Annotated in this window: 24 protein-coding genes and 1 riboswitch; of the genes, 14 read left to right on the top strand and 10 right to left on the bottom strand. The window is 60.2% G+C overall.

Annotated elements, in window-relative coordinates; all coding sequences use genetic code 11:
- The first annotated feature begins 108 nt into the window (after window positions 1-108).
- Entirely contained in the window at window positions 109-411 is a 303-nt protein-coding gene (locus AC0IXS_RS06485) for an Rdx family protein (RefSeq protein WP_004884283.1), read from the top strand.
- Here AC0IXS_RS06485 and AC0IXS_RS06480 read toward each other — a convergent pair.
- Entirely contained in the window at window positions 405-1,280 is an 876-nt protein-coding gene (locus tag AC0IXS_RS06480) for a DMT family transporter (RefSeq protein ID WP_057411132.1), read from the bottom strand. The genes AC0IXS_RS06485 and AC0IXS_RS06480 overlap by 7 nt on opposite strands.
- Before the next feature lie 133 nt (window positions 1,281-1,413).
- Here AC0IXS_RS06480 and AC0IXS_RS06475 point away from each other — a divergent pair, with 133 nt between their 5' ends.
- Window positions 1,414-2,241 carry a UDP-2,3-diacylglucosamine diphosphatase gene (locus AC0IXS_RS06475; RefSeq protein ID WP_057411133.1) on the top strand — a complete coding sequence of 276 codons (828 nt, stop codon included), beginning with the start codon at window positions 1,414-1,416 and terminating at the stop codon, window positions 2,239-2,241.
- A 6-nt stretch (window positions 2,242-2,247) separates the two neighbouring features.
- Here AC0IXS_RS06475 and AC0IXS_RS06470 read toward each other — a convergent pair whose 3' ends face one another.
- Together AC0IXS_RS06470 and AC0IXS_RS06465 are read right to left on the bottom strand one after the other, a co-directional pair.
- The gene (locus tag AC0IXS_RS06470; protein WP_057411134.1) at window positions 2,248-2,559 is read right to left on the bottom strand and encodes an Mpo1-like protein; all 312 of its coding nucleotides are present in this window, start codon (window positions 2,557-2,559) and stop codon (window positions 2,248-2,250) included.
- 361 nt (window positions 2,560-2,920) lie between these two features.
- Window positions 2,921-4,375 carry a TrkH family potassium uptake protein gene (locus AC0IXS_RS06465; protein WP_025993747.1) on the bottom strand — a complete coding sequence of 485 codons (1,455 nt, stop codon included), beginning with the start codon at window positions 4,373-4,375 and terminating at the stop codon, window positions 2,921-2,923.
- Window positions 4,376-4,549: 174 nt separating this feature from the next.
- Here AC0IXS_RS06465 and AC0IXS_RS06460 point away from each other — a divergent pair, with 174 nt between their 5' ends.
- Complete coding sequence (locus AC0IXS_RS06460) at window positions 4,550-5,110, top strand: nitroreductase family protein (RefSeq protein ID WP_069144749.1); 561 nt, start codon at window positions 4,550-4,552, stop codon at window positions 5,108-5,110.
- 6 nt (window positions 5,111-5,116) lie between these two features.
- Here the strand turns inward: AC0IXS_RS06460 and AC0IXS_RS06455 are convergent, their stop codons facing one another.
- The 6 genes from AC0IXS_RS06455 to AC0IXS_RS06430 form a co-directional block, all read right to left on the bottom strand.
- Window positions 5,117-6,472, bottom strand: a complete 1,356-nt coding sequence (locus AC0IXS_RS06455) for an ATP-binding protein (protein ID WP_471824173.1) — start codon at window positions 6,470-6,472, stop codon at window positions 5,117-5,119.
- 90 nt (window positions 6,473-6,562) lie between these two features.
- Complete coding sequence (locus AC0IXS_RS06450) at window positions 6,563-7,033, bottom strand: Spy/CpxP family protein refolding chaperone (protein WP_122690127.1); 471 nt, start codon at window positions 7,031-7,033, stop codon at window positions 6,563-6,565.
- A 120-nt stretch (window positions 7,034-7,153) separates the two neighbouring features.
- The gene (locus tag AC0IXS_RS06445; protein ID WP_057408412.1) at window positions 7,154-7,831 is read right to left on the bottom strand and encodes a response regulator transcription factor; all 678 of its coding nucleotides are present in this window, start codon (window positions 7,829-7,831) and stop codon (window positions 7,154-7,156) included.
- Between the two features lie 7 nt (window positions 7,832-7,838).
- Complete coding sequence (locus AC0IXS_RS06440; protein WP_471824170.1) at window positions 7,839-8,246, bottom strand: SH3 domain-containing protein; 408 nt, start codon at window positions 8,244-8,246, stop codon at window positions 7,839-7,841.
- 154 nt (window positions 8,247-8,400) lie between these two features.
- A complete protein-coding gene (locus AC0IXS_RS06435) occupies window positions 8,401-8,700 on the bottom strand; it encodes a YciI family protein (protein WP_004884303.1) in 300 nt (99 codons plus the stop codon).
- A gap of 1 nt (window position 8,701) precedes the next feature.
- Complete coding sequence (locus tag AC0IXS_RS06430) at window positions 8,702-9,298, bottom strand: septation protein A (protein ID WP_122690125.1); 597 nt, start codon at window positions 9,296-9,298, stop codon at window positions 8,702-8,704.
- 65 nt (window positions 9,299-9,363) lie between these two features.
- Between AC0IXS_RS06430 and AC0IXS_RS06425 the strand changes: the two genes are divergently transcribed.
- The 8 genes from AC0IXS_RS06425 (at window position 9,364) to arfB (ending at window position 16,525) form a co-directional block, all read left to right on the top strand.
- Window positions 9,364-10,227, top strand: coding sequence for a PHP domain-containing protein (locus tag AC0IXS_RS06425; RefSeq protein WP_004884306.1), 864 nt, complete (start codon window positions 9,364-9,366; stop codon window positions 10,225-10,227).
- Between the two features lie 13 nt (window positions 10,228-10,240).
- On the top strand, window positions 10,241-10,870 hold the full coding sequence (locus AC0IXS_RS06420; RefSeq protein ID WP_004884308.1) for an L-threonylcarbamoyladenylate synthase: 630 nt from the start codon (window positions 10,241-10,243) through the stop codon (window positions 10,868-10,870).
- A gap of 119 nt (window positions 10,871-10,989) precedes the next feature.
- The gene (locus AC0IXS_RS06415) at window positions 10,990-11,688 is read left to right on the top strand and encodes a segregation and condensation protein A (protein ID WP_173335978.1); all 699 of its coding nucleotides are present in this window, start codon (window positions 10,990-10,992) and stop codon (window positions 11,686-11,688) included.
- 15 nt (window positions 11,689-11,703) lie between these two features.
- Window positions 11,704-12,489 (top strand): SMC-Scp complex subunit ScpB, encoded by a 786-nt coding sequence (gene scpB, locus AC0IXS_RS06410; RefSeq protein WP_029242309.1) that lies wholly within the window; start codon window positions 11,704-11,706, stop codon window positions 12,487-12,489.
- Window positions 12,490-12,687: 198 nt separating this feature from the next.
- Window positions 12,688-12,879 carry a DUF1289 domain-containing protein gene (locus AC0IXS_RS06405; protein ID WP_024689181.1) on the top strand — a complete coding sequence of 64 codons (192 nt, stop codon included), beginning with the start codon at window positions 12,688-12,690 and terminating at the stop codon, window positions 12,877-12,879.
- A 185-nt stretch (window positions 12,880-13,064) separates the two neighbouring features.
- Window positions 13,065-14,288 (top strand): 23S rRNA pseudouridine(2605) synthase RluB, encoded by a 1,224-nt coding sequence (gene rluB / locus AC0IXS_RS06400; protein WP_004884321.1) that lies wholly within the window; start codon window positions 13,065-13,067, stop codon window positions 14,286-14,288.
- A gap of 297 nt (window positions 14,289-14,585) precedes the next feature.
- Window positions 14,586-15,995 carry an amino acid permease gene (locus tag AC0IXS_RS06395; RefSeq protein WP_057408414.1) on the top strand — a complete coding sequence of 470 codons (1,410 nt, stop codon included), beginning with the start codon at window positions 14,586-14,588 and terminating at the stop codon, window positions 15,993-15,995.
- Between the two features lie 116 nt (window positions 15,996-16,111).
- On the top strand, window positions 16,112-16,525 hold the full coding sequence (gene arfB / locus AC0IXS_RS06390) for an alternative ribosome rescue aminoacyl-tRNA hydrolase ArfB (protein WP_004884324.1): 414 nt from the start codon (window positions 16,112-16,114) through the stop codon (window positions 16,523-16,525).
- 57 nt (window positions 16,526-16,582) lie between these two features.
- Here arfB and AC0IXS_RS06385 read toward each other — a convergent pair whose 3' ends face one another.
- The gene (locus AC0IXS_RS06385) at window positions 16,583-17,095 is read right to left on the bottom strand and encodes a 6,7-dimethyl-8-ribityllumazine synthase (RefSeq protein WP_004884325.1); all 513 of its coding nucleotides are present in this window, start codon (window positions 17,093-17,095) and stop codon (window positions 16,583-16,585) included.
- A 126-nt stretch (window positions 17,096-17,221) separates the two neighbouring features.
- Window positions 17,222-17,389, bottom strand: a riboswitch (FMN riboswitch).
- Between the two features lie 212 nt (window positions 17,390-17,601).
- On the opposite strand from AC0IXS_RS06385, the gene ltaE reads away from it, so the two are divergent.
- The 3 genes from ltaE (at window position 17,602) to AC0IXS_RS06370 (ending at window position 22,700) form a co-directional block, all read left to right on the top strand.
- On the top strand, window positions 17,602-18,606 hold the full coding sequence (gene ltaE, locus AC0IXS_RS06380; RefSeq protein WP_192021018.1) for a low-specificity L-threonine aldolase: 1,005 nt from the start codon (window positions 17,602-17,604) through the stop codon (window positions 18,604-18,606).
- 143 nt (window positions 18,607-18,749) lie between these two features.
- Entirely contained in the window at window positions 18,750-21,374 is a 2,625-nt protein-coding gene (gene alaS / locus AC0IXS_RS06375) for an alanine--tRNA ligase (protein WP_471824166.1), read from the top strand.
- Window positions 21,375-21,467: 93 nt separating this feature from the next.
- Window positions 21,468-22,700, top strand: a complete 1,233-nt coding sequence (locus AC0IXS_RS06370) for an aspartate kinase (RefSeq protein WP_004884328.1) — start codon at window positions 21,468-21,470, stop codon at window positions 22,698-22,700.
- Window positions 22,701-22,794: the final 94 nt, after the last annotated feature.

Raw genomic sequence — 22,794 nt, 5'->3', positions numbered from 1 at the left:
GATGTTGCGCACAACCCGACGCTCAGCGACCTTCGACGCGTCGCCAACGCTCGTTGAGCGGGCAAACGGTGCGTATCATGAGCGCTCTTTGATGCGGAGCACGCGTTCATGTCTGCCGGAAAACCCGAAGTCATCATCACCTACTGCACCCAGTGCCAATGGTTGCTGCGTGCCGCCTGGCTGGCTCAGGAACTGCTGAGTACGTTCTGCGACGATCTGGGCAAGGTCTCGCTTGAGCCGGCCACGGGTGGCACCTTTCGCATTACCTGTGACGGCGTACAGATCTGGGAGCGCAAGGCCGACGGTGGATTCCCGGAAGCCAAGGTGCTCAAGCAGCGGGTGCGTGATCAGATCGACCCGGCGCGTGACCTGGGCCACAACGACCGGCATCGCGCAGCGGACCCTCAATGAGATCCGGTTTCTGCACCTCGGTTGCCCATCAGGCCTGAGATCAGAATGGCGACAATGATCAGCGTCCCGCCCAGCAGCATCCGCAGCGTGGGCGTTTCGGCGAAGATCAGCCAGGCGAAGGCAATGCCGTACAACGGCTCCATGGCGAACACCACAGCGGCCATCCGCGCCTTGATCACGGCCAGACTGGCGACGAACAGACTGTGTGCCAGTCCGGTACAGAGCACGCCGAGCAAGGCAATCCACAGCCAGTCAGTGGTCGACACGTGGGGCAATGAAGAGGCTGCCCAAGGCAGCAGGCAGACGGCGACGATCAGGTTCTGACACAGGGCGGCCTGTACCGCAGGCACATGCAGCGCACTGGCACGGTTGACCAGTGACAGCAGGGCGAAGGTGAAGCCCGAAACAATCGCCCACAACAAGCCGCCCGTCGCTTCGCTGGCCAGATCAAACCCCGGTGTCACCAGTATCAGGCCCACGGTAACCAGCACGACCAGCAGCATCTCGATGTACCGGATTCGCTCACGAAAGACCAGACCCTCAAGTATCACGGTGAACGCCGGGAAGCTCGCGAAGCCCAGCGTCGCCACTGCCACGCCGGCCACTTTCACCGCAATGAAAAACGATACCCAATGCAGGCTCAGCAGTACGCCACTGAGGACCAGGCGTGCGCCGCTGGCCCGGCTCAATGGCTTCCAGCGCGTGCTGCCGACAAAACGCGCGAACACGGCGAGTGCTGCGGCTGCGAAGGCCGCACGGCCGAAAACGATTACGGATGGCGAAGCATGGGCCAGTTTGCCCAGCACGCCGGACAGGCCAAACAGCAGGGCGCCGATGTGCAGAGCGAGCAGGGCAGAACGCGGAGTCATGACAATCCTTTGTGGGCGCGGCGACAGGCAAGTCTACCTCGTGCAAGCCATTGTCATGACATCGCCATGTGCGTGTCACATTCAATTAACCGGTATGCGGCACTCTTTTGGAAAACCCGCCGGAGGTCGTCCCATGAGCAGTGCTCAGCTCGCCAAACCCAGCCGCAAGCAACGCGTGCGGACCTTGTGGATTTCCGATGTGCATCTGGGCACGCGCGATTGCCAGGCCGAACACCTGTCGGCGTTTCTCAAGCGTTATCAGGCTGACCGGATCTATCTGGTGGGCGATATCATCGACGGCTGGAAACTGCGCGGCGGCATGTACTGGCCGCAGGCGCACACCAACGTCATCCGGCGTCTGCTGACCATGAGCAAACGCGGTACCGAAGTCATCTACGTCACGGGCAACCACGACGAGTTTCTGCGCCGTTACTCGAAGCTGATTCTGGGCAACATCCAGTTGGTGGACGAGGCCGAACACCTGACGGCTGATGGTCGCCGCCTGTTGGTGATTCATGGCGATCAATTCGATGTGATCACCCGTTATCACCGCTGGTTGGCCTTTCTCGGCGACTCGGCCTACGAATTCACCCTGACCCTCAATCGCTGGCTGAACCACTGGCGGGCGAAATACGGCTATGGCTACTGGTCGCTGTCGGCGTACCTGAAGCACAAGGTTAAAACCGCAGTGAATTTCATCAGTGATTTCGAAGAGGCCATCGCCCACGAATGCGTGAAACGCGGGCTGGACGGCGTGGTGTGCGGGCACATCCATCACGCGGAAATCAGCCAGGTGGGCGGCGTGGAATACATGAACTGCGGCGACTGGGTCGAATCCTGCACAGCGCTGATCGAGCACCTGGATGGCCACATTGAACTGTTCCGGCTGGCCGATGCACATTTGAAAGCCAGCCCTGAGGTCGAGCAGCAGGACGTGCCGGTCAGCGAGCCGGTTGTCTGATTTTCTCTAGAACGGTACCCGGCCCAACAGCATGTCGCGGTACATGACGAAGTCCCCGAGCAGGCTGTAGAACGGGTGCTTGAAGGTGGCGGGGCGGTTCTTCTCGAAGAAGAAATGACCGGCCCAGGCAAAGCCGTAACCGGCAACCGGTAACAGCGCCAACAGCCACCAGCGTCCACTGCCTATGCCGAAAGCCAGCAGAAAGATCACCAGCGTGGTGCCAATGAAATGCAGGCGCCGGCTGGTGCTGCTGCGGTGTTCTTCGAGGTAGTAAGGGTAGAAATCGGCAAAGCGGGTGAACGGCTTGGCGGTATCCATGGACAGACCCTCGTGTTGGCTTCGGATGAGTCTAGCCTGACACGGTGCGATTTGGCAGTACGCTGTGTCGTGGCAAAAACGGGACTGTTGCAGGCGCCACCACGTCTTCGACGTAGCGCTGTCGCGCAGCAAACACGGACCGTAGGAGCGCGCTTGCCCGCGATTGCGTCAGTTCAGTCGCTGGTTATCTGTCTGTAAGCACCTATCGTCGGATTGCCGCCCAGACCAAGCGCGCTCCTACAAAAAAATCGCATTTCTTCAGTAAGTTACAGGTTGTTTGATAAGAGGTGGCTTGCCGGCGATCTGACGCGAACCGGCGGCAGAACTGACACATCAGGCTTCAGCTTTTTTCAGCCGCACATCAATGCCGCCAGAACGCAGGCACGCACAGTACCAGCACGGTGATGATCTCCAGACGGCCCAGCAGCATCCCGCCGGACAGAATCCACTTTGCCGCGTCCGGCAGGGTGGAGAAGTTGCCCGCTGGCCCGATGACTTCGCCCAGCCCAGGTCCGACGCCTGACACCGTGCTGGCTGCGCCGGTGAGTGCTGTCATCCAGTCAAGACCCAGCAGCGACAGCATCAGTGCGATCAGGCAGATGGTGATGGTGAAGAAAAACGAGAACGTCAGAATCGAACGCACAATCTCGTCGTCCAGCCGGTGGCCGTTGTATTTCTGCTTCATCACAGCACGTGGATGGATCAACTGGTTGAGGTTGGTCTTGAGCAGAATATAGGCGACCTGGAAGCGGAAAATCTTCACGCCACCCGCCGTCGAGCCGGAACAGCCGCCGATGAAACCCAGATAAAAGAACAGCATCAACGAGAAATTGCCCCACAGGCTGTAGTCGCCCAGTGCAAAGCCTGTGGTCGTTACCACCGACGTGACGTTCAGCGCTACGTGACGCAACGCTTCGGTCCATGGCAGGTCAGTGGTGTTCGCGTACCACACGGTCATCACCAGCCAGGTGATCAGCAACAGACCGATCAGCCCTTGCACCTGCTCGTCCCGGAACAACGCACCCCGGTTGCCGCGCAGCGTGGCGACGTACAAGGTGAAGGGCAGGCTGCCGAGGATCATCACCACGATGGCGACCCAGTGCACCGCAGGCTGTGGCCATTTCGCCAGGGACATGTCGGACGTGGAGAAGCCGCCGGTGGAAATCGCCGACATCGCATGATTGATCGCGTCGAACAGGCTCATGCCCGCCATCCAGAACGCCAGGCTGCCCAGCGCTGTGAAGCTCACATAAGCCAGCACGATGAATTTGGCCACCATGTGCGAACGGGGCATGACCTTTTCGGAACGGTCGGACGATTCGGTCTGGAACAGCCGCATGCCACCGATCCGCAGCAGCGGAAGAATCGCCACGGCCATACCGATGAAGCCGATGCCGCCCAGCCAGTGCAGCATCGAGCGCCAGATCAGAATGCCCGGAGACATGCTGTCCAGGTTGCTGAGCACGGTGGAGCCGGTCGCGGTGATGCCGGACATGCTTTCGAAGAAGGAGTCGGTGTAGCTGATGTGCTGGGTCAGCAGAAACGGCAGTGCCGCGAAAATGCACACCACGATCCAACTGGAGACCGTGAGCATGTACATATCCCGTGGGCGCAGTTGAACGTGATCCGGCCGACCCGGCACCACCATCGCAAGCCCGGCGATGAAGGTGATGGCGCTGGCCCACAGGAACGAGCGCAGGTCTTCGAAACGGTCGTAGATGACCAGCGTGGCCATGGGCACAATCATGGCGACAGCCAGAGTGATCAGGAAGATGCCGATGATGAAACCGATGATGCGAAGGGTCGGCAACGACATGAAGGGCTCTGACTGCAATGAAGAAAGGCGCCATTCTACCCGCGCGCGTGGTCATGTAAACCAGCATGGCCGGGCCTTGCGTTCGACATTGCCTGTAAGTAATTGCCCGGCGCGCTCGTTATTGAAGCTGTACAGGCTCTAGAATGCCCGATCAACTTTGAAAGGAGACAGCCCATGCAGGCGCTCGACGCTTTGCTCAACCGCGTATCGGTTCCACGTCTGGTCGATCCGGCCCCGGATGCCGCACAGCGCGAAATCATGTTCGGCGCAGCCTTGCGCTCGCCTGATCACGGCCAGTTGCGGCCGTACCGTTTCCTGACCGTCGAAGGTACGGCGCGCGAGCGCATGGGCGCCTTGCTGGCCGAGGCGCTGGAGCAGGGTGGTGGCGAAATAACGCCTCAGGCGCTGGACAAGGCTCGCCTGGGACCGTTGCGGGCGCCATTGGTGGTCGTGGTGATTGCGCGGTTGCAGGATCACTTCAAGGTGCCGCGCAAGGAACAACTGATTACGGCCGGGTGTGCGGCGCATGGCGTATTGCTGGCAGCTTACGCACTGGGCGTTGGCGCGGTCTGGCGCACAGGCGAGCTGTCGTATTCGCCGCACGTGGCCAAAGGGCTGGGGCTTGAAGCCGACGAGGAAGTGGTCGGTTTTCTGTACCTGGGCACGCCGCTGAACCCGCCACGCGAAGCACCGAAAGTGGACGTGGGCGGGTTTGTCAGCGAATGGCAGGGCTGATCGGCGTCAGACCGATGAGGGGTTGACCGGCTCTGGCGGCAAATCCAGTGTGGCGATAAAACCGCCCTCGGGATGATTGCCCAGGGTCAGGCTGCCGCCATGACGCTCGGCAGCGCGTCGGGCGATGGCCAGTCCCAGGCCGTGACCCGGCGCAGTCTGGCCGGGCGCGCGATAGAAAGGCTCGCCCAGTTGCGCCAGATGTTCCTCGGCAACGCCCGGACCATGGTCGCGCACGCTCAGGCGTATGCGGTTGTCCACCCGAGTCGCCTGCAAGTCGATGCTCTGGCCCGGCGGGTTGAAGCGCAGGGCATTGCGCAGCAGGTTGTCCAACGCACGCTCGATCATGTCGGGCCAGCCCTGCAACTGCAGGTCGCTTTGTACCTGGACCCGAATAGTCTGCTCGGCACCGTCGAGTTGCGTGTCGTTCTTCAGACGGTGCAGCAGCCCGTCAAGATCGACCGGCTCGGCACTGCCGAAATCTGCATCCAGGCGCGCCAGGGCCAGAATCTCGCTGATCAGTGCTTCCAGCCGATCACATTCGCGGCCCAGACGCGGCCACAGCTTTTCACGCTCGGCAGGTTCGGCGCGCTCGGCCAACGCCAGTGCGATGCGCAGGCGCGCCAGTGGCGAACGTAATTCATGGGACACATCACGCAGCAACTGACGCTGACTGCCGATCAGGCTTTGCAGGCGTGCGCCCATTCGGTTGAAATCAGTGGCCAGCACGCCGAACTCGTCACGCCGATTGGCCAGTTGCGCCAGGCTGTGCTGTTGATAACTGGTCTGCCCCAGATCGTGCACGGCGCCGCGCAAACGGCTCAGCGGTCGGGTGATCGACAGCGTTACGAACAGACTGAACAGGGTCAGCACGACCAGCGCGATGCCCAGCGCACTGAGCGGCCAAATCAGGCTCTGGCGATGCCACTGATCGAGTTCGGGGTGAGGAATCCGGTAGATGAACAGGTACGTTTCGCCGGTCTTGGGGCTGGTGTATTCGGTGGCCAGACGACGCCATGGCAGTTTTCTGCCTTCATCGTCGTCATCGCCTTGCTGCTGACGCGCTTCGAGGGCGGCTGCACGGGGCGGAAAGGTGCCGCGCACGACCGGTTCTCCGCTGTCGTTCAGCACTTGAACGTCGATACGGCTACGACGTTTGAGGGTTTGCAGGTAATCCTGAGACGCGTCGGCGCCTTGCTCTTCGAACCGCTGTGTCCAGTTTTCCGGCAGCTCGTTGAGCACCGGATGGCGGCTGAGGATCCAGGCGTCCTGATTGAGCATGTGCCCGAGCAGAATCGACAGGCCTGCAACCAGAGCAATGGCCAACCAGAAACTGGCCAGGATTCGCCAGAACAATGAGCGCACAGGGTTTCCTCGGTCAAGAAATGAACAAGCCCGGCATGCTCGAGCATGCCGGGTTGGTTGCGATCAGTCTGCCGTCAGGCGTGACTGCTGTTATTGCGTCTTCGCAGCCTTGGCTGCTTTCCAGGCCTTGAACTCGGCCCACTCGGCACGACGCTCATCCTGCTTCTTCTTGATTTCGTCGAACTGCTTCTGCTGATCAGGCTTGAGCAGGGCGCGAATCTGAGTGTCGGTTTCGTTACGCTTGGCGTTGATCTCGTCCTGCATGGCTTTCTGCTCGGGGGCAGGCATCTTGTCCAGATAGCGCTGAGTGATGTCACGGCGTTCGTGCATCTGGTCGCGCATCAGGCGGCCGATCTGCTGACGCTGTTCACGTGACAGGTCCAGATCACGGAAAGGGCCAGGACCTGGGCCGCGATGCATGCCTGGGCCTGGGCCACGGTCGTCGCGCTCCATGTGCATGGCAGGTGCGCCGACTTCAGGACCTGCAGGCGGTGGTGGAACAGCCATGGCAACGGTAGGCAGGGCGGCAGCAAACATCAAAGCGATCAGGGTCTTGCGCATGGTGTATCTCCTTGTCTCTAGTGCGGCTCTATGCCGTTGAGCCCAGTTTAGGGAGATCAAGGTCAAGCGCGGTCAGGGCTTGGTAAAGCTTGTGTAAGGACCGTCAGGGCCGGGAAGCGCTCAGAGGCTGTAATAGTAGCCACGGCTGCGCAGCGCCACGATGCGCGGACGACCATCCGGGTGTGGACCGATTTTCTTGCGCAGGTTGCTGACGTGCATGTCCAGGCTGCGGTCGTAGAGGGTGAGCTTGCGGCCCAGCGCCAGTTGCGCCAGTTCCTGCTTGTCCAGCGGCTCGCCGGGCTGACGCAGCAAGGCTTCCAGCAGGCGGCTTTCCGAGACCGTGAGTGTCAGTTCTTTCTCATCGATACTGACCACGCCGCGCATCGGGCTGAAGGTCAGGTCGCCAAGTTCAAGCTGGGTTGACGAGGCGACCGGGTGACTGCGACGCAGGACGGCGCGCAGGCGGGCGGTCAGTTCGCGGGGATCGCAGGGCTTGGCCAGGTAATCGTCGGCGCCCAGCTCCAGGCCCAGAATACGGTCCAGCGGCTCGCCGCGTGCCGACAGCATCACCACCGGCAGGTCAGGGTGTTCGGACCGCAGTTGCTTGAGCAGCTCAAGACCGCTGCCGTCGGGCAGCATGACGTCCAGTACCACGGCGGAAGGGGCCTGATCAGCGAGGGCCTGACGCGCACTGTTGCCATCGTGGCAGGCGCGCACCTGAAACCCTTCCTGACTCAGCCAACTGCTCAGTAGCTCACAGAGCTCCTGATCATCATCAATTAGTAACAGCTCGCTCATGACTCACTCAATTTAGCCACTGCCGACGTTGCCTACGCCAACCGCTGACAAATATACCGCACAGAAGGGCAATCATCGCAACGCCACCCCCTGCGACGAACCATTGTTGTTGCTCGGTCAGCAGACGCGGCGGCGCGGCTGACAGTGCCTCTTTGAGCTGCAACTTGAGCCTTTGGTTCTCTTGACGCGAACGGCCCAGCAGTGCGCTGTCGCGTTCGGTGTTCTGCACCTGCTTCATCAGGTCTTCGCGCTGGCGCTCGCTGTTGGCGAGGCGCGACTGAAGGTCTGCGATCTGGCTTGCTGAACTTGAATAATGCGTCGGCGGTGACACCCCGACGACGTCCGTCCCTTCCGCCTGAACCTGCAGGCTTGTACTCGATATCGCTATCAGCAGACACAACGTACCTGAACGCATCTGAACTCCCATTGACCCGAACCGTTTTTGTTTGAATCTCGGCAGGCTATCGGCAGCGCGTCAGGAATGATGAATATTGCGCAGGGAGTCCAGGCGGCAGAGGCGTGCCAGGTTTCAGGCAGGACCGCTACCGCCAAAGGGCGTCAGCGGCGAATCAGGGCAGAACCTTTTTGAACGGCTTGACCACAACGTTGGCGTAGACGCCGGCCTCGACGAATGGATCAGCCTTGGCCCAGGCTTCTGCTGCCGCCAGGGAATCGAACTCAGCGACGATCAGGCTGCCGCTGAAACCGGCTGCGCCAGGGTCATTGCTGTCGACTGCAGGGTTCGGACCGGCCAGTTCCAGACGGCCTGCATCCTTGAGGGCATTAAGGCGCTCAAGGTGCGCAGGGCGTACGCTCAAACGTTTTTCCAGCGAGTTTTCGACGTCAGTGGCGATGATTGCGTAGAGCATGTCAGTCCTCGGATTTGGTCGTGGTGGTGGCAGTGTCGTTCATGTGGCGGGACAGGTAGATACCCTGTGCGACCAGGAAAATCAGGGTCATGGCCAGACTGCCGAAGACTTTGAAGTCGACCCAGAACTCCTGATACGTGAAGGCCACGTAAAGGTTGGCCGCGCCGCAGAACAGGAAGAAGAAGATCCAGGCGATGTTCAGCTTGGTCCAGATGGCCGCAGGCAGCGTCAGGGCGTGGCCCATGATGCGCTGGATCAGCGGGCGATCACCAATGAAGTGGCTGCCGGCAAACGCCAGCGCAAACAGCCAGTTGACCACCGGTGCTTTCCACTTGAGGAAGGTTTCGCTGTGGAAGGCCAGTGTCAGGCTGCCGAACACCAGGCAGGCGATGAGGGTCAGCCACTGGCTCTTCTCCAGCTTGCGCTGCTTTATATAGAGGACGCCGTAGACCACCACCGAACTGATGATCAGCATGGCCGTGGCGCTGAAAATGCCGCCTACCGTGTAGCTGTTGCCGAGGATCTCGACAGCGCGCGGTTCGGTTTTGTAGACAATGAAAAACAGGAGCAGCGGGATGAAGTCGATGAATTGTTTCACAATGGCAGCCAGAAGCAGGATGTAGCGGCATAATAACAAACATCAATGACTGCGAAAGCACCACTATGAATGTTGATCTGCATTGCCACAGCACCGCTTCGGACGGGGCCTTGTCGCCCACCGCACTGGTGACGCGTGCTTATGAAAATGGCGTGCGTGTCCTTTCGCTCACCGACCACGATACCCTCGAAGGCCTCGAAGAAGCCCGCGAGACGGCGCATTCACTGGGTATGCAGCTGGTCAACGGCGTCGAGTTGTCCTGCACCTGGGGCGGGGCGACCATCCATATATTGGGTTACGCGTTCGACACCAAGGCGCCTGCACTGACCGAGGCTATTGCGCGTTTGCACGAAGGGCGCTGGTTGCGGGCTGAAGAAATCAGTCGCAAATTGGCGATCAAAGGTATGCCCGGAGCGCTGGAAGGCGCCCGGGCGATCCAGAAAGAGCTGGGCGACAGCGGCAATGCGCCGGCTCGTCCGCACTTCGCCGACTTTCTGGTGCGTGAAGGTTTCGTCAAGGATCGCGCCGAGGCATTCCGAAAATGGCTGGGTGCGGGCAAACTGGGCGACGTCAAGCAACACTGGCCGACACTTGAGGATACGGTGGCGACCCTGAGGGCTTCCGGCGCCTGGGTCAGTCTCGCGCATCCTTCGCATTATGACTTTACCCGCAGTAAACGGCGTAAACTGGTCGGCGATTTCATCCAGGCAGGTGGTCACGCCATCGAAGTGGTCAATGGCATGCAGCCTGCCGATCAGGTCGGAACCCTGGCGATCCTGGCGCGGGAGTTCGGTCTGCTGGTCACAGCCGGCAGCGACTTCCATGGCCCCGGTGCCTGGGGCGAGATTGGCATTTACCGCCCCGTGCCCGAGGATTTGCCACCTCTGTGGTGCAGATTCAAACATGATCAACCTACTGCCGCCGTCTGAACAGGAAGTTACCGTGAGTCAATTTTTCCAGGTCCACCCGGAGAACCCGCAACCGCGCCTGATCAAACAGGCTGCGGAAATCATCAAGGCCGGCGGGCTGGTGGTGTACCCGACAGATTCTTCCTATGCGCTGGGTTGCCAGATTGGCGACAAGAGCGCCATCGAGCGTATCCGTCGTCTGCGTCAGCTGGACGACAAACACAACTTCACGCTCATGTGCTGCGATCTCTCGCAACTGGGACTGTTTGCCAAGGTCGACACCGGCGCTTTTCGCGCGCTCAAGGCCCACACGCCGGGGCCCTACACCTTCATTCTCAACGCCACCCGTGAAGTGCCGCGTCTGGTCCTGCACCCGAAGCGTCGTACCATCGGTCTGCGCGTGCCCAGCCATCCGATCGCTCAGGCGCTGCTGGAGCAATTGGGCGAGCCGCTGATGAGCGTCAGCCTGATCATGCCCGGCGACACGGTGCCGTTGAGTGATCCCTATGAAATGCGCCAGATTCTCGAGCATCAGGTGGACCTGATCATAGACGGCGGCATCGGCGGTATCTCGGCCTCCACGGTTATCAATCTGTCCGAAGGTGAACCGCAGGTGATTCGTGTCGGCTGTGGCGACCCGACGCCGTTCGGTGACGACGCGTAATGACAGTGGTCGAGACGGTCGACAGTCAGGCCGACGCCCAGCAGGAGCTGCCGTTTGCGCTGGTCTACGGACAGGCGCTCACGCAGATGCCGCTGGATCTCTATATTCCGCCGGACGCGCTGGAAGTCTTTCTTGAGGCCTTCGAAGGCCCGCTCGACCTGCTGCTGTACCTGATCCGCAAACAGAACATCGACATCCTCGACATCCCGGTGGCGGAAATCACCAAGCAGTACATGGGGTATGTCGAGCTGATGAAAACCGTGCGCCTGGAGCTCGCGGCCGAGTATCTGGTGATGGCTGCCATGCTCGCCGAGATCAAGTCGCGCATGTTGCTGCCGCGTTCGGCGGAAATCGAGGAAGAGGAAGGCGATCCGCGTGCCGAACTGATTCGTCGGCTGCAGGAGTACGAACGTTTCAAGGCCGCAGCTGAAGGCATCGATGGCCTGAAGCGGGTAGGGCGCGATGTCATCGTGCCGAAACTGGACGCCCCCGAAGCCCGAGCGCGCAAGCTGCTGCCGGATGTCAGCCTTGAAGAAGTGCTGATGTCGATGGCCGAAGTGCTGCATCGCGGCGACATGTTCGAAAGCCACCAGGTGAGCCGCGAAGCGCTGTCCACTCGCGAGCGCATGAGCGATGTGCTGGAACGCCTCAAGGGCGGCGGTTTCGTGCCGTTCGCCGAGCTGTTCACCGCCGAGGAAGGGCGACTGGGTGTGGTCGTGACATTCATGGCCGTGCTGGAATTGGTCAAGGAATCGCTGGTCGAGCTGGTCCAAAACGAGCCCTTTGCGGCGATCCATGTCCGGGCGCGAGCCGAGTAGACCTAGAGCACACCCATGAATCTCAACGAACCCCGCGAACTTGCGCCCTTGCTTGAAGCGTTTCTGCTGGCGTCCGGAAAGCCGCAAACGCTCGACCGGCTTTATGAGCTGTTCGAAGAAGGCGAGCGCCCGGAGCCGCCGATCTTCAAGAAGGCTCTGGACATACTGCGCAAGTCCTGTGACGGCCGCGCCTTTGAACTAAAGGAAGTCGCGTCCGGCTATCGTCTGCAGATCCGTGACAAGTTCTCGCCCTGGGTCGGACGTTTGTGGGAAGAACGGCCGCAACGCTATTCCCGCGCCATGCTGGAAACCCTGGCGCTGATCGCCTACCGCCAGCCGATCACCCGAGGCGAAATTGAAGATGTGCGGGGTGTGGCGGTCAACAGCCACATCGTCAAAACGCTGATGGAGCGAGAGTGGATTCGGGTGGTGGGTTATCGCGATGTGCCCGGCAAACCGGCGATGTTCGCCACCACCAAGGGTTTTCTCGACCACTTCAACCTCAAGAGCCTGGATGAACTGCCGCCGCTGGCTGACCTGCGCGAGATGGAAACCGAGCCTGAGCTGGACTTTGAAGATGCGCCCGTACCCGCGCACCTTCAGGCGCTGGCCGATGCCAGTCTGGACGTCAATGAAGAGCCCGAGCCGCCGCGTGACGAGACCAGCTTCCGCAGCCTGTTGGTCGAACTGGACTCGATGGAGCAGGGGTTGAAGACGGACTTCGATGATCTGTTGCGGGCCGAGCCTGAGTCGGTTGATGAAGACGAGCCCGACCCGGAGAGCGGACGCGGAGCGTCCTGAACTGCATTCCCACGCAGGAGCGTGGGAACGATCATCGGTCTCAAGCACACTGATCGTGCCCAACGCTCCGCGTGGGCATGCAGCCGGTGACGCTCTGCGTCACCTATGTCGCGTCATGCGATGATCTTCATCCGTTCGAATTCATCCCCTCGCCTGCGGTCACACGTTCAGTCATCTTCCCCATGAGAGTTGCTGTCCATGAGTTCAACCAAGAACCCCTGCATCAGCCTGTGCAAATTCGATGACGACATTTGCCTGGGATGCGGTCGCAGCAAGCGGGAAATCAAGGCCTGGAAGAAGCTGGAGAAGGATGAAAAGCGCGAGGTGCTGAGCGAATCGGCCAAGCGTCTGGCGAAGCTCAAGACCGGTGGTCGCAAAAAGAAGAAGTGATACGGGGAATTGCACGGCAGGCTGGATGCGTAAAAGGCCGCATGAGCGTATGATGGCCGACCCTCGGCGATAACCCTTTCGCCAGGGCTTTAAAGTATTCCGCCTTGCCGCTCTCCACCGCGCGCCGGGCACAGGTCTCGCCGGTTCTCGGTCAGCCCTGATTCGACACACCGGGAGGTGCCCAGATGAGTGAAAAAGACAAGCAGGACAGCCAGGAAATCGGACCCGCAGGCGAAAAGCTGCAGAAGGTTCTGGCACGCATTGGCGTCGGTTCGCGCCGCGACGTGGAAGCCTGGATCACCCAGGGCCGCATCAAGGTCAATGGCAAGGACGCAACCCTCGGTCAGCGTGTTGATCTGCACGACGCCATCAGCGTCGACGGCCGCGTGATCAAGCGCGAAGAGGCAGCCGAAACGGTTCGCCGCGTCATCATGTACAACAAGCCGGACGGTGAAATCTGCACCCGTGACGACCCAGAAGGCCGTCCGACCGTATTCGATCGTCTGCCGCGCCCGAAAGAAGGCCGCTGGATCAATATCGGTCGTCTGGACATCAACACCACCGGTCTGCTGATGTTCACCACCGATGGTGAACTGGCCAACCGCCTGATGCACCCGTCGTTTGAAATGGACCGTGAGTACGCAGTGCGCGTACGTGGCGAAGTCGATGACGAAATGCTGGAGCGTCTCAAGACAGGCGTCGTCCTCGAAGACGGCCCTGCGCGTTTCACCGATATTCAACAGGCTCCGGGCGGCGAAGGCTTCAACCACTGGTATCACTGCGTAGTGATGGAAGGTCGTAACCGCGAAGTCCGTCGTCTCTGGGAATCCCAGGGGCTGGTGGTCAGCCGTCTGAAGCGCGTGCGTTACGGGCCGGTGTTCCTGAACTCTGACCTGCCGATGGGTCGCTGGCGCGAAATGAGTCAGTACGAAGTCGACATTCTGGCTGCCGAAGTCGGCCTGACACCTGTGGCCCAGCCGCAGATGAATGCCAAGACCAAGGAAAAACTCGAGCGTCTGCAGCGCCAGTCGTCCCGTCCGTTGGGCAAGGGCGAGCGCGTTCGTACGCTGCGTCCTGCCGCTGGCGCTCCGGCGTCCGGCGAGCGTGCGCAGCGTCAGCCGCAAATCACCGGCAGTGATCGTGATCGTCCACGTGGCGATTCGACCCAGCGCCCATCGCCGCGCAAGGACTCCGGCAAGCCGGGTTCGCGTTCGCCGCGTCCGGCCGATAACAGCCGTGGTACTCCGGTGGCTGAGCGTCCAAGCGAAATGAACAAGCGCCCGGCCAAGCCAGCACCCAAGCGTGCCGGTATCAAACTGGTCGACGATGATGCGCCGTCAGGCAAGCGTCGTGGTCCACCGGCCGGTTCGGGTCAGCGCCCAGGCTTCGGTCGCCGCAAGCCACAGTAAACGTGGCGTTGTGAGCAACGTGCGCTAATAAACGGAAACGCCAGCCCTCAGCGGCTGGCGTTTCCGTTTCCGGATGTTTTCATTCTGCGAAATGATTTGAATAAACAACCCGGCACGTCTGCCCGCCCTCTTTTAAACCTCGATGTGGAGGCCGGTGTACAATGCCGCGCTTTTTTCTGTGAATCACTGCTGTTTTGAAACGCTCGGGGCTACCCGTCCCGCGTGCTGCATTCTGTTGCGTCACGAGCGCAACAGGTCCTATTCCGTCACAGAACAAGAACAATCAGGTGGCTTTTGATGAGTGAACAAAACTCAGCGTCTGGCGAGTTGAAGCGTGGTCTGAAGAATCGACACATCCAGTTGATCGCCCTCGGCGGCGCCATCGGTACTGGCCTGTTTCTCGGTTCGGCAGGCGTGCTGAAATCGGCCGGTCCTTCGATGATTCTCGGTTACGCGATTTGCGGCTTCATCGCCTTCATGATCATGCGCCAGCTCGGTGAAATGATCGTCGAAGAGCCGGTGGCCGGATCGTTCAGCCATTTCGCGCACAACTACTGGGGCGGCTTCGCCGGTTTCCTGTCTGGCTGGAACTGCTGGCTGCTGTACATCCTGGTCGGCATGTCGGAACTGACGGCAGTCGGCAAATACATTCATTACTGGTTGCCCGATATCCCCAGCTGGGTCTCGGCGGCGGCCTTCTTCGTGCTCATCAACGTCATCAACCTGGCGAACGTAAAGGTGTTCGGCGAAACCGAATTCTGGTTCGCGATCATCAAGGTCGTCGCGATCATCGGCATGATCGCGCTGGGCAGCTACATGCTGGTCAGTGGCAGCGGCGGACCGCAGGCGTCGGTCAGCAACCTCTGGGAGCATGGCGGATTCTTCCCTAATGGCGTCAGCGGTCTGGTGATGGCGCTGGCGATCATCATGTTCTCGTTCGGTGGTCTGGAAATGCTCGGCTTTACCGCTGCCGAGGCAGAACAGCCGAAAACAGTCATTCCGAAAGCCATCAATCAGGTCATCTATCGCATCCTGATTTTCTACATCGGCGCGCTGGTGGTGCTGCTCTCGCTCACACCCTGGGACAGCCTGCTGACCAGCCTCAATGCTTCGGGCGATTCCTACAGCGGCAGCCCGTTCGTACAGGTGTTCTCGATGCTGGGCAGTGACACGGCTGCGCACATCCTCAATTTTGTAGTCCTGACCGCAGCGCTGTCGGTCTACAACAGTGGCACCTACTGCAACAGCCGCATGCTGGTCGGCATGGCCGAGCAGGGCGATGCGCCCAAGGTACTGGCGCAGGTGGACAAGCGTGGCGTACCGGTCAAGGCGATCTTTGCCTCGGCTGCCGTGACGCTTGTAGCGGTGCTGCTCAACTACTTCGTTCCGCAGCATGCGCTGGAACTGCTGATGTCGCTGGTGGTGGCCACGCTGGTCATCAACTGGGCGATGATCAGCTACTCGCACCTCAAATTCCGCCAGCACCTGGACCGTACGCAACAGGTCCCACTGTTCAAGGCCCTGTGGTACCCCTACGGCAACTATTTCTGTCTGGCGTTCGTGGTGTTCATTCTGGGCATCATGCTGATGATTCCCGGCATTCAGATATCGGTCTACGCGATACCGGTCTGGCTGGCGGCAATGTGGCTTTGCTACCGGATCAAGAGTCGGCGCAACCTGGTCGTGGCGTCTGCAGCTACCAAATAGCGTGAATCGCTTTTGAAGAACCCGGCTCATGAGGCCGGGTTTTTTATGCCAGCCATGCACGTCGGCTGCGAGCGGCGTATCCTTGGCGTTCATTTTGATTCAACGTAGATGCTTTCATGCTGGTGATTTCCAACAACGTCCATTTGCCGGACACTGAAATCGAGTTGACCGCCATTCGTGCCCAGGGCGCGGGTGGGCAGAACGTCAACAAGGTGTCCAGTGCCATGCATTTGCGTTTCGACATTCACGCGTCCTCGCTGCCACCTTTCTACAAGGAGAGGCTGCTGGCGCTGAGCGACAGTCGGATTACCAGCGATGGCGTGATTGTGATCAAGGCGCAGCAATACCGTACGCAAGAGCAGAACCGTGCCGATGCGCTGTTGAGGCTGAGCGAGTTGATCGTCAATGCTGCGAAGGTCGAGAAAAAACGCAGGCCGACGAGGCCGACTCTGGGTTCCAAGACTCGCAGGCTGGAGTCCAAGAGCAAACGGGGTTCGATCAAGGCAGGGCGGGGAAAGGTAGACTTCTGATCAGACGAGGCTGCATCTGATGCGCAGGGCAGTCAGTGCAGCCTCATCCTCACCGGTTTAGCGAGCGGCTTTCTGTTGAAGCTCGTGACGACGCAGAGCGCGCACCTTGTTCAGGGTGTCGGCACAGGTCTTGGCAGCTTCTTCGCCCTTGTGCACGAAGTGATCGAAGAAGAACTTCTGATGCTCTTCGCCCGCATGGAAGTGATGCGGCGTCAGCACCACAGAGAAGACCGGCACTTCGGTTTCCAGCTGGACCTGCATCAATGCGCTGACCACGGTCTGTGCGACGAACTCGTGGCGATAGATGCCACCGTCCACGACCAGAGCGGCGCCGACGATACCGGCGTAGCGGCCCGAATTGGCGAGCAGTTTGGCGTGCAGCGGGATCTCGAAAGCGCCGCCTACTTCAAAGAAGTCGATATCGCTTTCGGCGTAGCCGTGGTTGGCCATTTCGGCGACAAAACCTTTACGGCTCTGGTCGACGATTTCCTTGTGCCAGCAGGCCTGGATGAACGCAACGCGCTCGTTCGGATGACTTTTGCTTTTGCTGTCGATTGCAGTGGGTTGCACGTGTTCTGACTCCTGTTTATAGAAAAAACAGGGCATTTGGATCGAAAGGGATTCTAGTCGCGTAGGAAAACCGCTTGAGCGTTGTCGTTCAAGATGGGGTTTTGCAGACGTTCTTTTAGACGCCACTCCCGCTCTCTCTTCATCCGGACTATGACCGTCGGCCCCGGAATCACACCGGGTCTGCTGACCTTGCGAGTCATCAGCCGTGGCTGGCGACCCTCAAGCGCTCGCGGGCTAGACGCATTGCGCGTCATTACCGCCGGTGGGGAATTACGCCCCGCCCTGAGAACGTTGCCGACACATTTCGTGGCCGGCGCGGGATTTTTATCACAGATCCTTGGATCATGCATCGACACTTTCGTACAGTGAACCTGCCTTTTCCTTATATAAGCAGCGCAGTGCCGACCCGTTCAGGCTTGATTATCATGTAGCGAGGCCTCAGTAATGCCTTGTTGCAACTGCAGGGTCGCTGCATTATCGACCTTCGAATTTCAGGGAGCTTTTTCGTGACAGTCATTGATCTGCGCAGTGACACCGTGACTTTACCGACGGCTGGCATGCTCGATGCCATGAACAAGGCGCCTGTTGGCGATGACGTCTACGGGGAAGACCCGACGGTCAATCGTCTGGAAGCCACACTGGCCGAACGCCTGGGCTTTGCCGCTGCGCTGTTCGTGCCCTCGGGCACCATGAGCAACCTGCTGGCGTTGATGGCCCACTGCGAACGTGGCGACGAATACATCGTCGGTCAGCAGGCGCACACCTATAAATACGAGGGCGGCGGCGCTGCGGTGCTGGGCTCGATTCAGCCGCAGCCGCTGGATGTGCAGGCCGACGGCTCGCTGGACCTGCAGCAGGTCCGCGACGCCATCAAGGCCGATGACTTCCACTTCGCCCGCACCCGTCTGCTGGCGCTGGAAAACACCATGCAAGGCAGGGTGCTGCCGCTGTCCTATCTGGCCGATGCACGCGCCATGACCATTGAGAAAGGCCTGGCGCTGCACCTGGATGGCGCGCGGTTGTACAACGCAGCGGTCAGGCTGGGAGTCGATGCGCGCGAGATCACCCGTCATTTCGACTCCGTTTCGATCTGCCTGTCCAAAGGGCTAGGCGCTCCGGTCGGCTCCGTGCTTTGCGGCTCCCATGAACTGATTGCCAAGGCGCGCAGGCTGCGCAAGATGGTCGGCGGCGGCATGCGTCAGGCCGGTTCACTGGCGGCTGCCGGCTTGTATGCGCTGGATCACCAGATCGAGCGTCTGGCCGACGATCACGCCAATGCGCAGTTTCTCGCTGACGGCCTTGCCGGGCTTGGCTACAGCGTGGAGCCTGTGCAGACCAATATGGTGTATGTGGACATCGGTGACCGGGCCGCCGCGCTCAAGGCATTCTGTGCCGAACGTGGCATCCGGCTCGTGGCCGCGCCACGTCTGCGAATGGTCACGCATATGAATGTTTCACGTGCAGATACCGAGCGAGTCATTGCAGAGTTCGCCGGGTTTGCACGCCAATGACATGCCAATAGTCCAGTTACTTGTGTCTATCGTACAAACAGACTGTACCGAGGGCGCAACGCCTATATAATGCGGCCCTTTGCCGTCGCTACGTCTTTGACGTTTTGCAATTGCCTCTGGCCGCAGTCTCCGTGGAAGAACCTATGAAAAGCGCAGAAATCCGTGAAGCCTTCCTTGGCTTCTTCGAAGAGCAGGGCCACACCCGTGTCGCCTCCAGCTCCCTGATTCCGGGCAACGACCCGACCCTGTTGTTCACCAACGCAGGCATGAACCAATTCAAGGATTGCTTCCTCGGTCAGGAGAAGCGTGCCTACACCCGCGCCGTCACCAGCCAGAAGTGCGTGCGTGCCGGTGGCAAGCACAACGACCTGGAGAACGTGGGTTACACCGCTCGTCACCACACATTCTTCGAGATGCTGGGCAACTTCAGTTTTGGCGATTACTTCAAGCGTGACGCCATCACCTATGCCTGGACGTTCCTGACCTCCGAAAAATGGCTGAACCTGCCCAAGGAAAAACTCTGGGTCACGGTTTACGCCACTGACGATGAGGCGTACGACATCTGGACCAAGGATATCGGCGTACCTGCCGAGCGTATGGTTCGCATCGGCGACAACAAGGGTGCGCCTTACGCGTCCGACAACTTCTGGACCATGGGCGATACCGGCCCGTGCGGTCCTTGCAGCGAGATCTTCTTCGATCACGGTCCTGAAATCTGGGGCGGCCCTCCAGGCTCGCCGGAAGACGACGGCGATCGCTACATCGAGATCTGGAACAACGTTTTCATGCAGTTCAACCGTACCGCTGACGGCGTGCTGCATCCGCTGCCAGCCCCTTCGGTCGACACCGGCATGGGCCTTGAGCGCGTGAGTGCGGTGCTGCAGCACGTTCACTCCAACTATGAAATCGACCTGTTCCAGAGCCTGCTGGCGGCTTCCGCCAAGGCCATCGGTTGCACCAATGACAATCAGGCTTCCCTGAAAGTCGTGGCCGACCACATCCGTTCGTGCGGCTTCCTGATTGCCGACGGTGTGCTGCCATCCAATGAAGGCCGCGGCTACGTGCTGCGCCGCATCATTCGTCGCGCCTGCCGTCACGGCAACAAGCTGGGCGCCAAGGGCAGCTTCTTCTACCAGATCGTTGCTGCGCTGGTCGCGGAAATGGGCGCTGCGTTCCCGGAACTGGTTCAGCAGCAGGCGCACATCGAGCGCGTACTGAAAGCTGAAGAAGAGCAGTTCGCCAAGACCCTTGAGCAGGGCCTGAAAATTCTCGAGCAGGACCTGGCCGAACTCCAGGGTTCGGTCGTGCCGGGCGAAGTCGTGTTCAAGCTTTACGACACCTACGGCTTCCCGATGGACCTGACCGGCGACATCGCCCGCGAGCGCAACCTGACGCTGGACGAAGCAGGCTTCGAGCGCGAGATGGACGCCCAGCGCGTGCGCGCCCGTTCGGCCAGCTCGTTCGGCATGGACTACAACAGTCTCGTCAAGGTCGACGCGGCAACCCTGTTTACCGGTTACTCGGCGACCACGGGCAGCGCCAATGTTGTCGCGCTGTACAAGGACGGCCAGTCCGTTGCGCAACTGAGCGAAGGCGAAGAGGGCGTCGTGATCCTCGACACCACGCCGTTCTACGCCGAATCCGGCGGTCAGATCGGTGACAGCGGTTTCCTGCGGGCGGGCGAGGTACGTTTCGACGTGCGCGACACCACCAAGACCGGCGGTGCGTTCCTGCACCACGGCGTCGTGGCAAGCGGCAGCCTGACCGTAGGCACCCAGGTTGAAACAGAAGTGTCGGCCGAGGTTCGTCAGGCCACCGCGTTGAACCACTCCGCTACCCACTTGCTGCATGCGGCATTGCGTAAAGTGTTGGGCGATCACGTTCAGCAGAAAGGCTCTTTGGTCGACAGTCAGCGCCTGCGCTTCGACTTCAGCCACTTCGAAGCCATCAAGCCTGAGCAGTTGCGTGAGCTGGAAGACATCGTCAACGCCGAGATTCGCAAGAACACCCCGGTCGTGACCGAAGAAACCGACGTCGAGACCGCCAAAAAGCGCGGCGCGATGGCGTTGTTCGGCGAGAAGTACGGCGACAGTGTTCGCGTGCTGAGCATGGGCGGTGATTTCTCCGTCGAGCTGTGCGGCGGTATCCACGCCAACCGTACCGGCGACATTTCGCTGCTGAAGATTGTCAGCGAGGGTGGTGTCGCTGCCGGTGTGCGTCGTATCGAAGCAGTCACCGGTGCTGCGGCACTGGACTGGCTGAACTCGGCCGAAGACCAATTGAAGGAAGCCGCGACGCTGGTCAAAGGCAATCGCGACAACCTGCTGGACAAGCTGACGGCTGTGCTCGAGCGCAACCGTCTGCTGGAAAAACAACTGGAGCAACTGCAGGCCAAGGCCGCCAGTGCTGCGGGCGACGATCTGTCGTCGGCTGCGCTGGATGTCAAAGGCGTCAAGGTTCTGGCCACACGCCTGGATGGTCAGGATGGCAAGGCGCTGCTGGCGCTTGTCGACCAGTTGAAGAACAAGCTCGGCCGCGCAGTGATCCTGCTCGGCAGTGTTCATGAAGACAAGGTCGTCTTGGTTGCAGGCGTGACCAAGGACCTGACTGGCCAACTCAAAGCCGGTGATTTGATGAAACAAGCGGCCGCAGCGGTAGGCGGCAAGGGCGGCGGTCGTCCTGACATGGCTCAAGGTGGCGGTGTCGATGCAGGTGCGCTGGATGCTGCGCTGGCACTGACCGTTCCTTTTGTAGAGCAGGGTATCTGAATCGAATCCGCAGGCCCGCCCGCGCAAGGCGGGCCTGTCACGCGAATTCGACGATCAATGGGTGCTCTTAACGGGTTCTGAGGCGGCTTTGAGATGGCTTTAATCGTACAGAAATTTGGCGGCACCTCCGTGGGCTCTGTCGAGCGCATCGAGCAGGTGGCCGACAAGGTCAAGAAATTCCGTGAAGCGGGCGTTGATCTGGTCGTGGTGCTGTCGGCCATGAGCGGCGAAACCAATCGTCTTATCGAACTGGCCAGGCAGATCAGCGATCAGCCGGTTCCACGTGAGCTGGACGTGATCGTGTCCACGGGCGAGCAGGTCACGATTGCACTGCTGGCCATGGCGTTGATCAAGCGCGGTGTGCCTGCGGTGTCCTACACCGGTAATCAGGTGCGCATTCTCACCGACAGCGCGCATAACAAGGCGCGCATCCTGCAGATCGACGACCAGAAGATCCGCAATGACCTGAAAGAAGGTCGTGTGGTAGTGGTCGCCGGTTTCCAGGGTGTCGACGAGGACGGCAACATCACTACGCTGGGCCGCGGTGGTTCGGACACCACAGGTGTGGCGCTGGCGGCGGCCCTTAAGGCTGATGAGTGCCAGATCTACACCGATGTCGATGGTGTCTACACCACCGATCCACGGGTTGTGTCGCAAGCGCAGCGTCTGGACAAGATCACCTTCGAAGAGATGCTGGAAATGGCCAGCCTCGGTTCCAAGGTGCTGCAGATCCGGGCAGTCGAGTTTGCCGGTAAATACAATGTCCCGCTGCGCGTTCTGCACAGCTTCAAGGAGGGTCCGGGCACCCTCATTACCATTGATGAAGAGGAATCCATGGAACAGCCGATCATTTCCGGCATCGCGTTCAATCGCGATGAAGCCAAGCTGACGATCCGTGGCGTGCCAGACACCCCGGGTGTGGCGTTCAAGATTCTCGGCCCGATCAGCGCGGCAAACATTGAAGTGGACATGATCGTGCAGAATGTTGCGCACGATAACACCACCGATTTCACCTTCACGATTCATCGCAACGACTATCAGGCAGCGCTTCAGGTGCTTGAGACGACGGCGCGTGAAATCGGCGCACGTGAAGTGTCCGGTGATACCAAGATCGCCAAGGTCTCCATCGTGGGCGTGGGCATGCGTTCCCACGCAGGCGTCGCCAGCCGCATGTTCGAAGCGCTGGCCAAGGAGAGCATCAATATCCAGATGATCTCGACCTCGGAAATCAAGGTGTCCGTGGTGATTGAAGAAAAGTATCTGGAGCTGGCGGTACGTGCACTGCACACGGCTTTTGAACTGGATGCTGCTCGACAGGGTGAGTGATCGGTCTGCAAGTGGCGCGGCCCGGCTGCGTCGTTTGCGGGCTACGCAGAAAGGCTGTTCTTTTCTTTGCGTTAGTTGATACTCGGGTCACGCC

The sequence above is a fragment of the Pseudomonas sp. AC016 genome, from assembly GCF_979253365.1.
This window is presented reverse-complemented; position numbering and strand designations above follow the sequence as displayed.

Excerpts from the sequence above, each read along its gene's own strand:
- AC0IXS_RS06470 (WP_057411134.1), bottom strand. The coding sequence starts at position 2,559 with ATGGATACCGCCAAGCCGTTCACCCGCTTTGCCGATTTCTACCCTTAC.
- AC0IXS_RS06485 (WP_004884283.1), top strand. The coding sequence starts at position 109 with ATGTCTGCCGGAAAACCCGAAGTCATCATCACCTACTGCACCCAGTGC.
- AC0IXS_RS06405 (WP_024689181.1), top strand. The coding sequence starts at position 12,688 with ATGAGTTCAACCAAGAACCCCTGCATCAGCCTGTGCAAATTCGATGAC.
- AC0IXS_RS06370 (WP_004884328.1), top strand. The coding sequence starts at position 21,468 with ATGGCTTTAATCGTACAGAAATTTGGCGGCACCTCCGTGGGCTCTGTC.
- AC0IXS_RS06465 (WP_025993747.1), bottom strand. The coding sequence starts at position 4,375 with ATGTCGTTGCCGACCCTTCGCATCATCGGTTTCATCATCGGCATCTTC.
- AC0IXS_RS06475 (WP_057411133.1), top strand. The coding sequence starts at position 1,414 with ATGAGCAGTGCTCAGCTCGCCAAACCCAGCCGCAAGCAACGCGTGCGG.
- arfB (WP_004884324.1), top strand. The coding sequence starts at position 16,112 with ATGCTGGTGATTTCCAACAACGTCCATTTGCCGGACACTGAAATCGAG.
- alaS (WP_471824166.1), top strand. The coding sequence starts at position 18,750 with ATGAAAAGCGCAGAAATCCGTGAAGCCTTCCTTGGCTTCTTCGAAGAG.
- AC0IXS_RS06425 (WP_004884306.1), top strand. The coding sequence starts at position 9,364 with ATGAATGTTGATCTGCATTGCCACAGCACCGCTTCGGACGGGGCCTTG.
- rluB (WP_004884321.1), top strand. The coding sequence starts at position 13,065 with ATGAGTGAAAAAGACAAGCAGGACAGCCAGGAAATCGGACCCGCAGGC.
- AC0IXS_RS06450 (WP_122690127.1), bottom strand. The coding sequence starts at position 7,033 with ATGCGCAAGACCCTGATCGCTTTGATGTTTGCTGCCGCCCTGCCTACC.
- AC0IXS_RS06480 (WP_057411132.1), bottom strand. The coding sequence starts at position 1,280 with ATGACTCCGCGTTCTGCCCTGCTCGCTCTGCACATCGGCGCCCTGCTG.
- AC0IXS_RS06460 (WP_069144749.1), top strand. The coding sequence starts at position 4,550 with ATGCAGGCGCTCGACGCTTTGCTCAACCGCGTATCGGTTCCACGTCTG.
- AC0IXS_RS06435 (WP_004884303.1), bottom strand. The coding sequence starts at position 8,700 with ATGCTCTACGCAATCATCGCCACTGACGTCGAAAACTCGCTGGAAAAA.
- scpB (WP_029242309.1), top strand. The coding sequence starts at position 11,704 with ATGAATCTCAACGAACCCCGCGAACTTGCGCCCTTGCTTGAAGCGTTT.
- AC0IXS_RS06445 (WP_057408412.1), bottom strand. The coding sequence starts at position 7,831 with ATGAGCGAGCTGTTACTAATTGATGATGATCAGGAGCTCTGTGAGCTA.
- AC0IXS_RS06440 (WP_471824170.1), bottom strand. The coding sequence starts at position 8,246 with ATGCGTTCAGGTACGTTGTGTCTGCTGATAGCGATATCGAGTACAAGC.
- AC0IXS_RS06395 (WP_057408414.1), top strand. The coding sequence starts at position 14,586 with ATGAGTGAACAAAACTCAGCGTCTGGCGAGTTGAAGCGTGGTCTGAAG.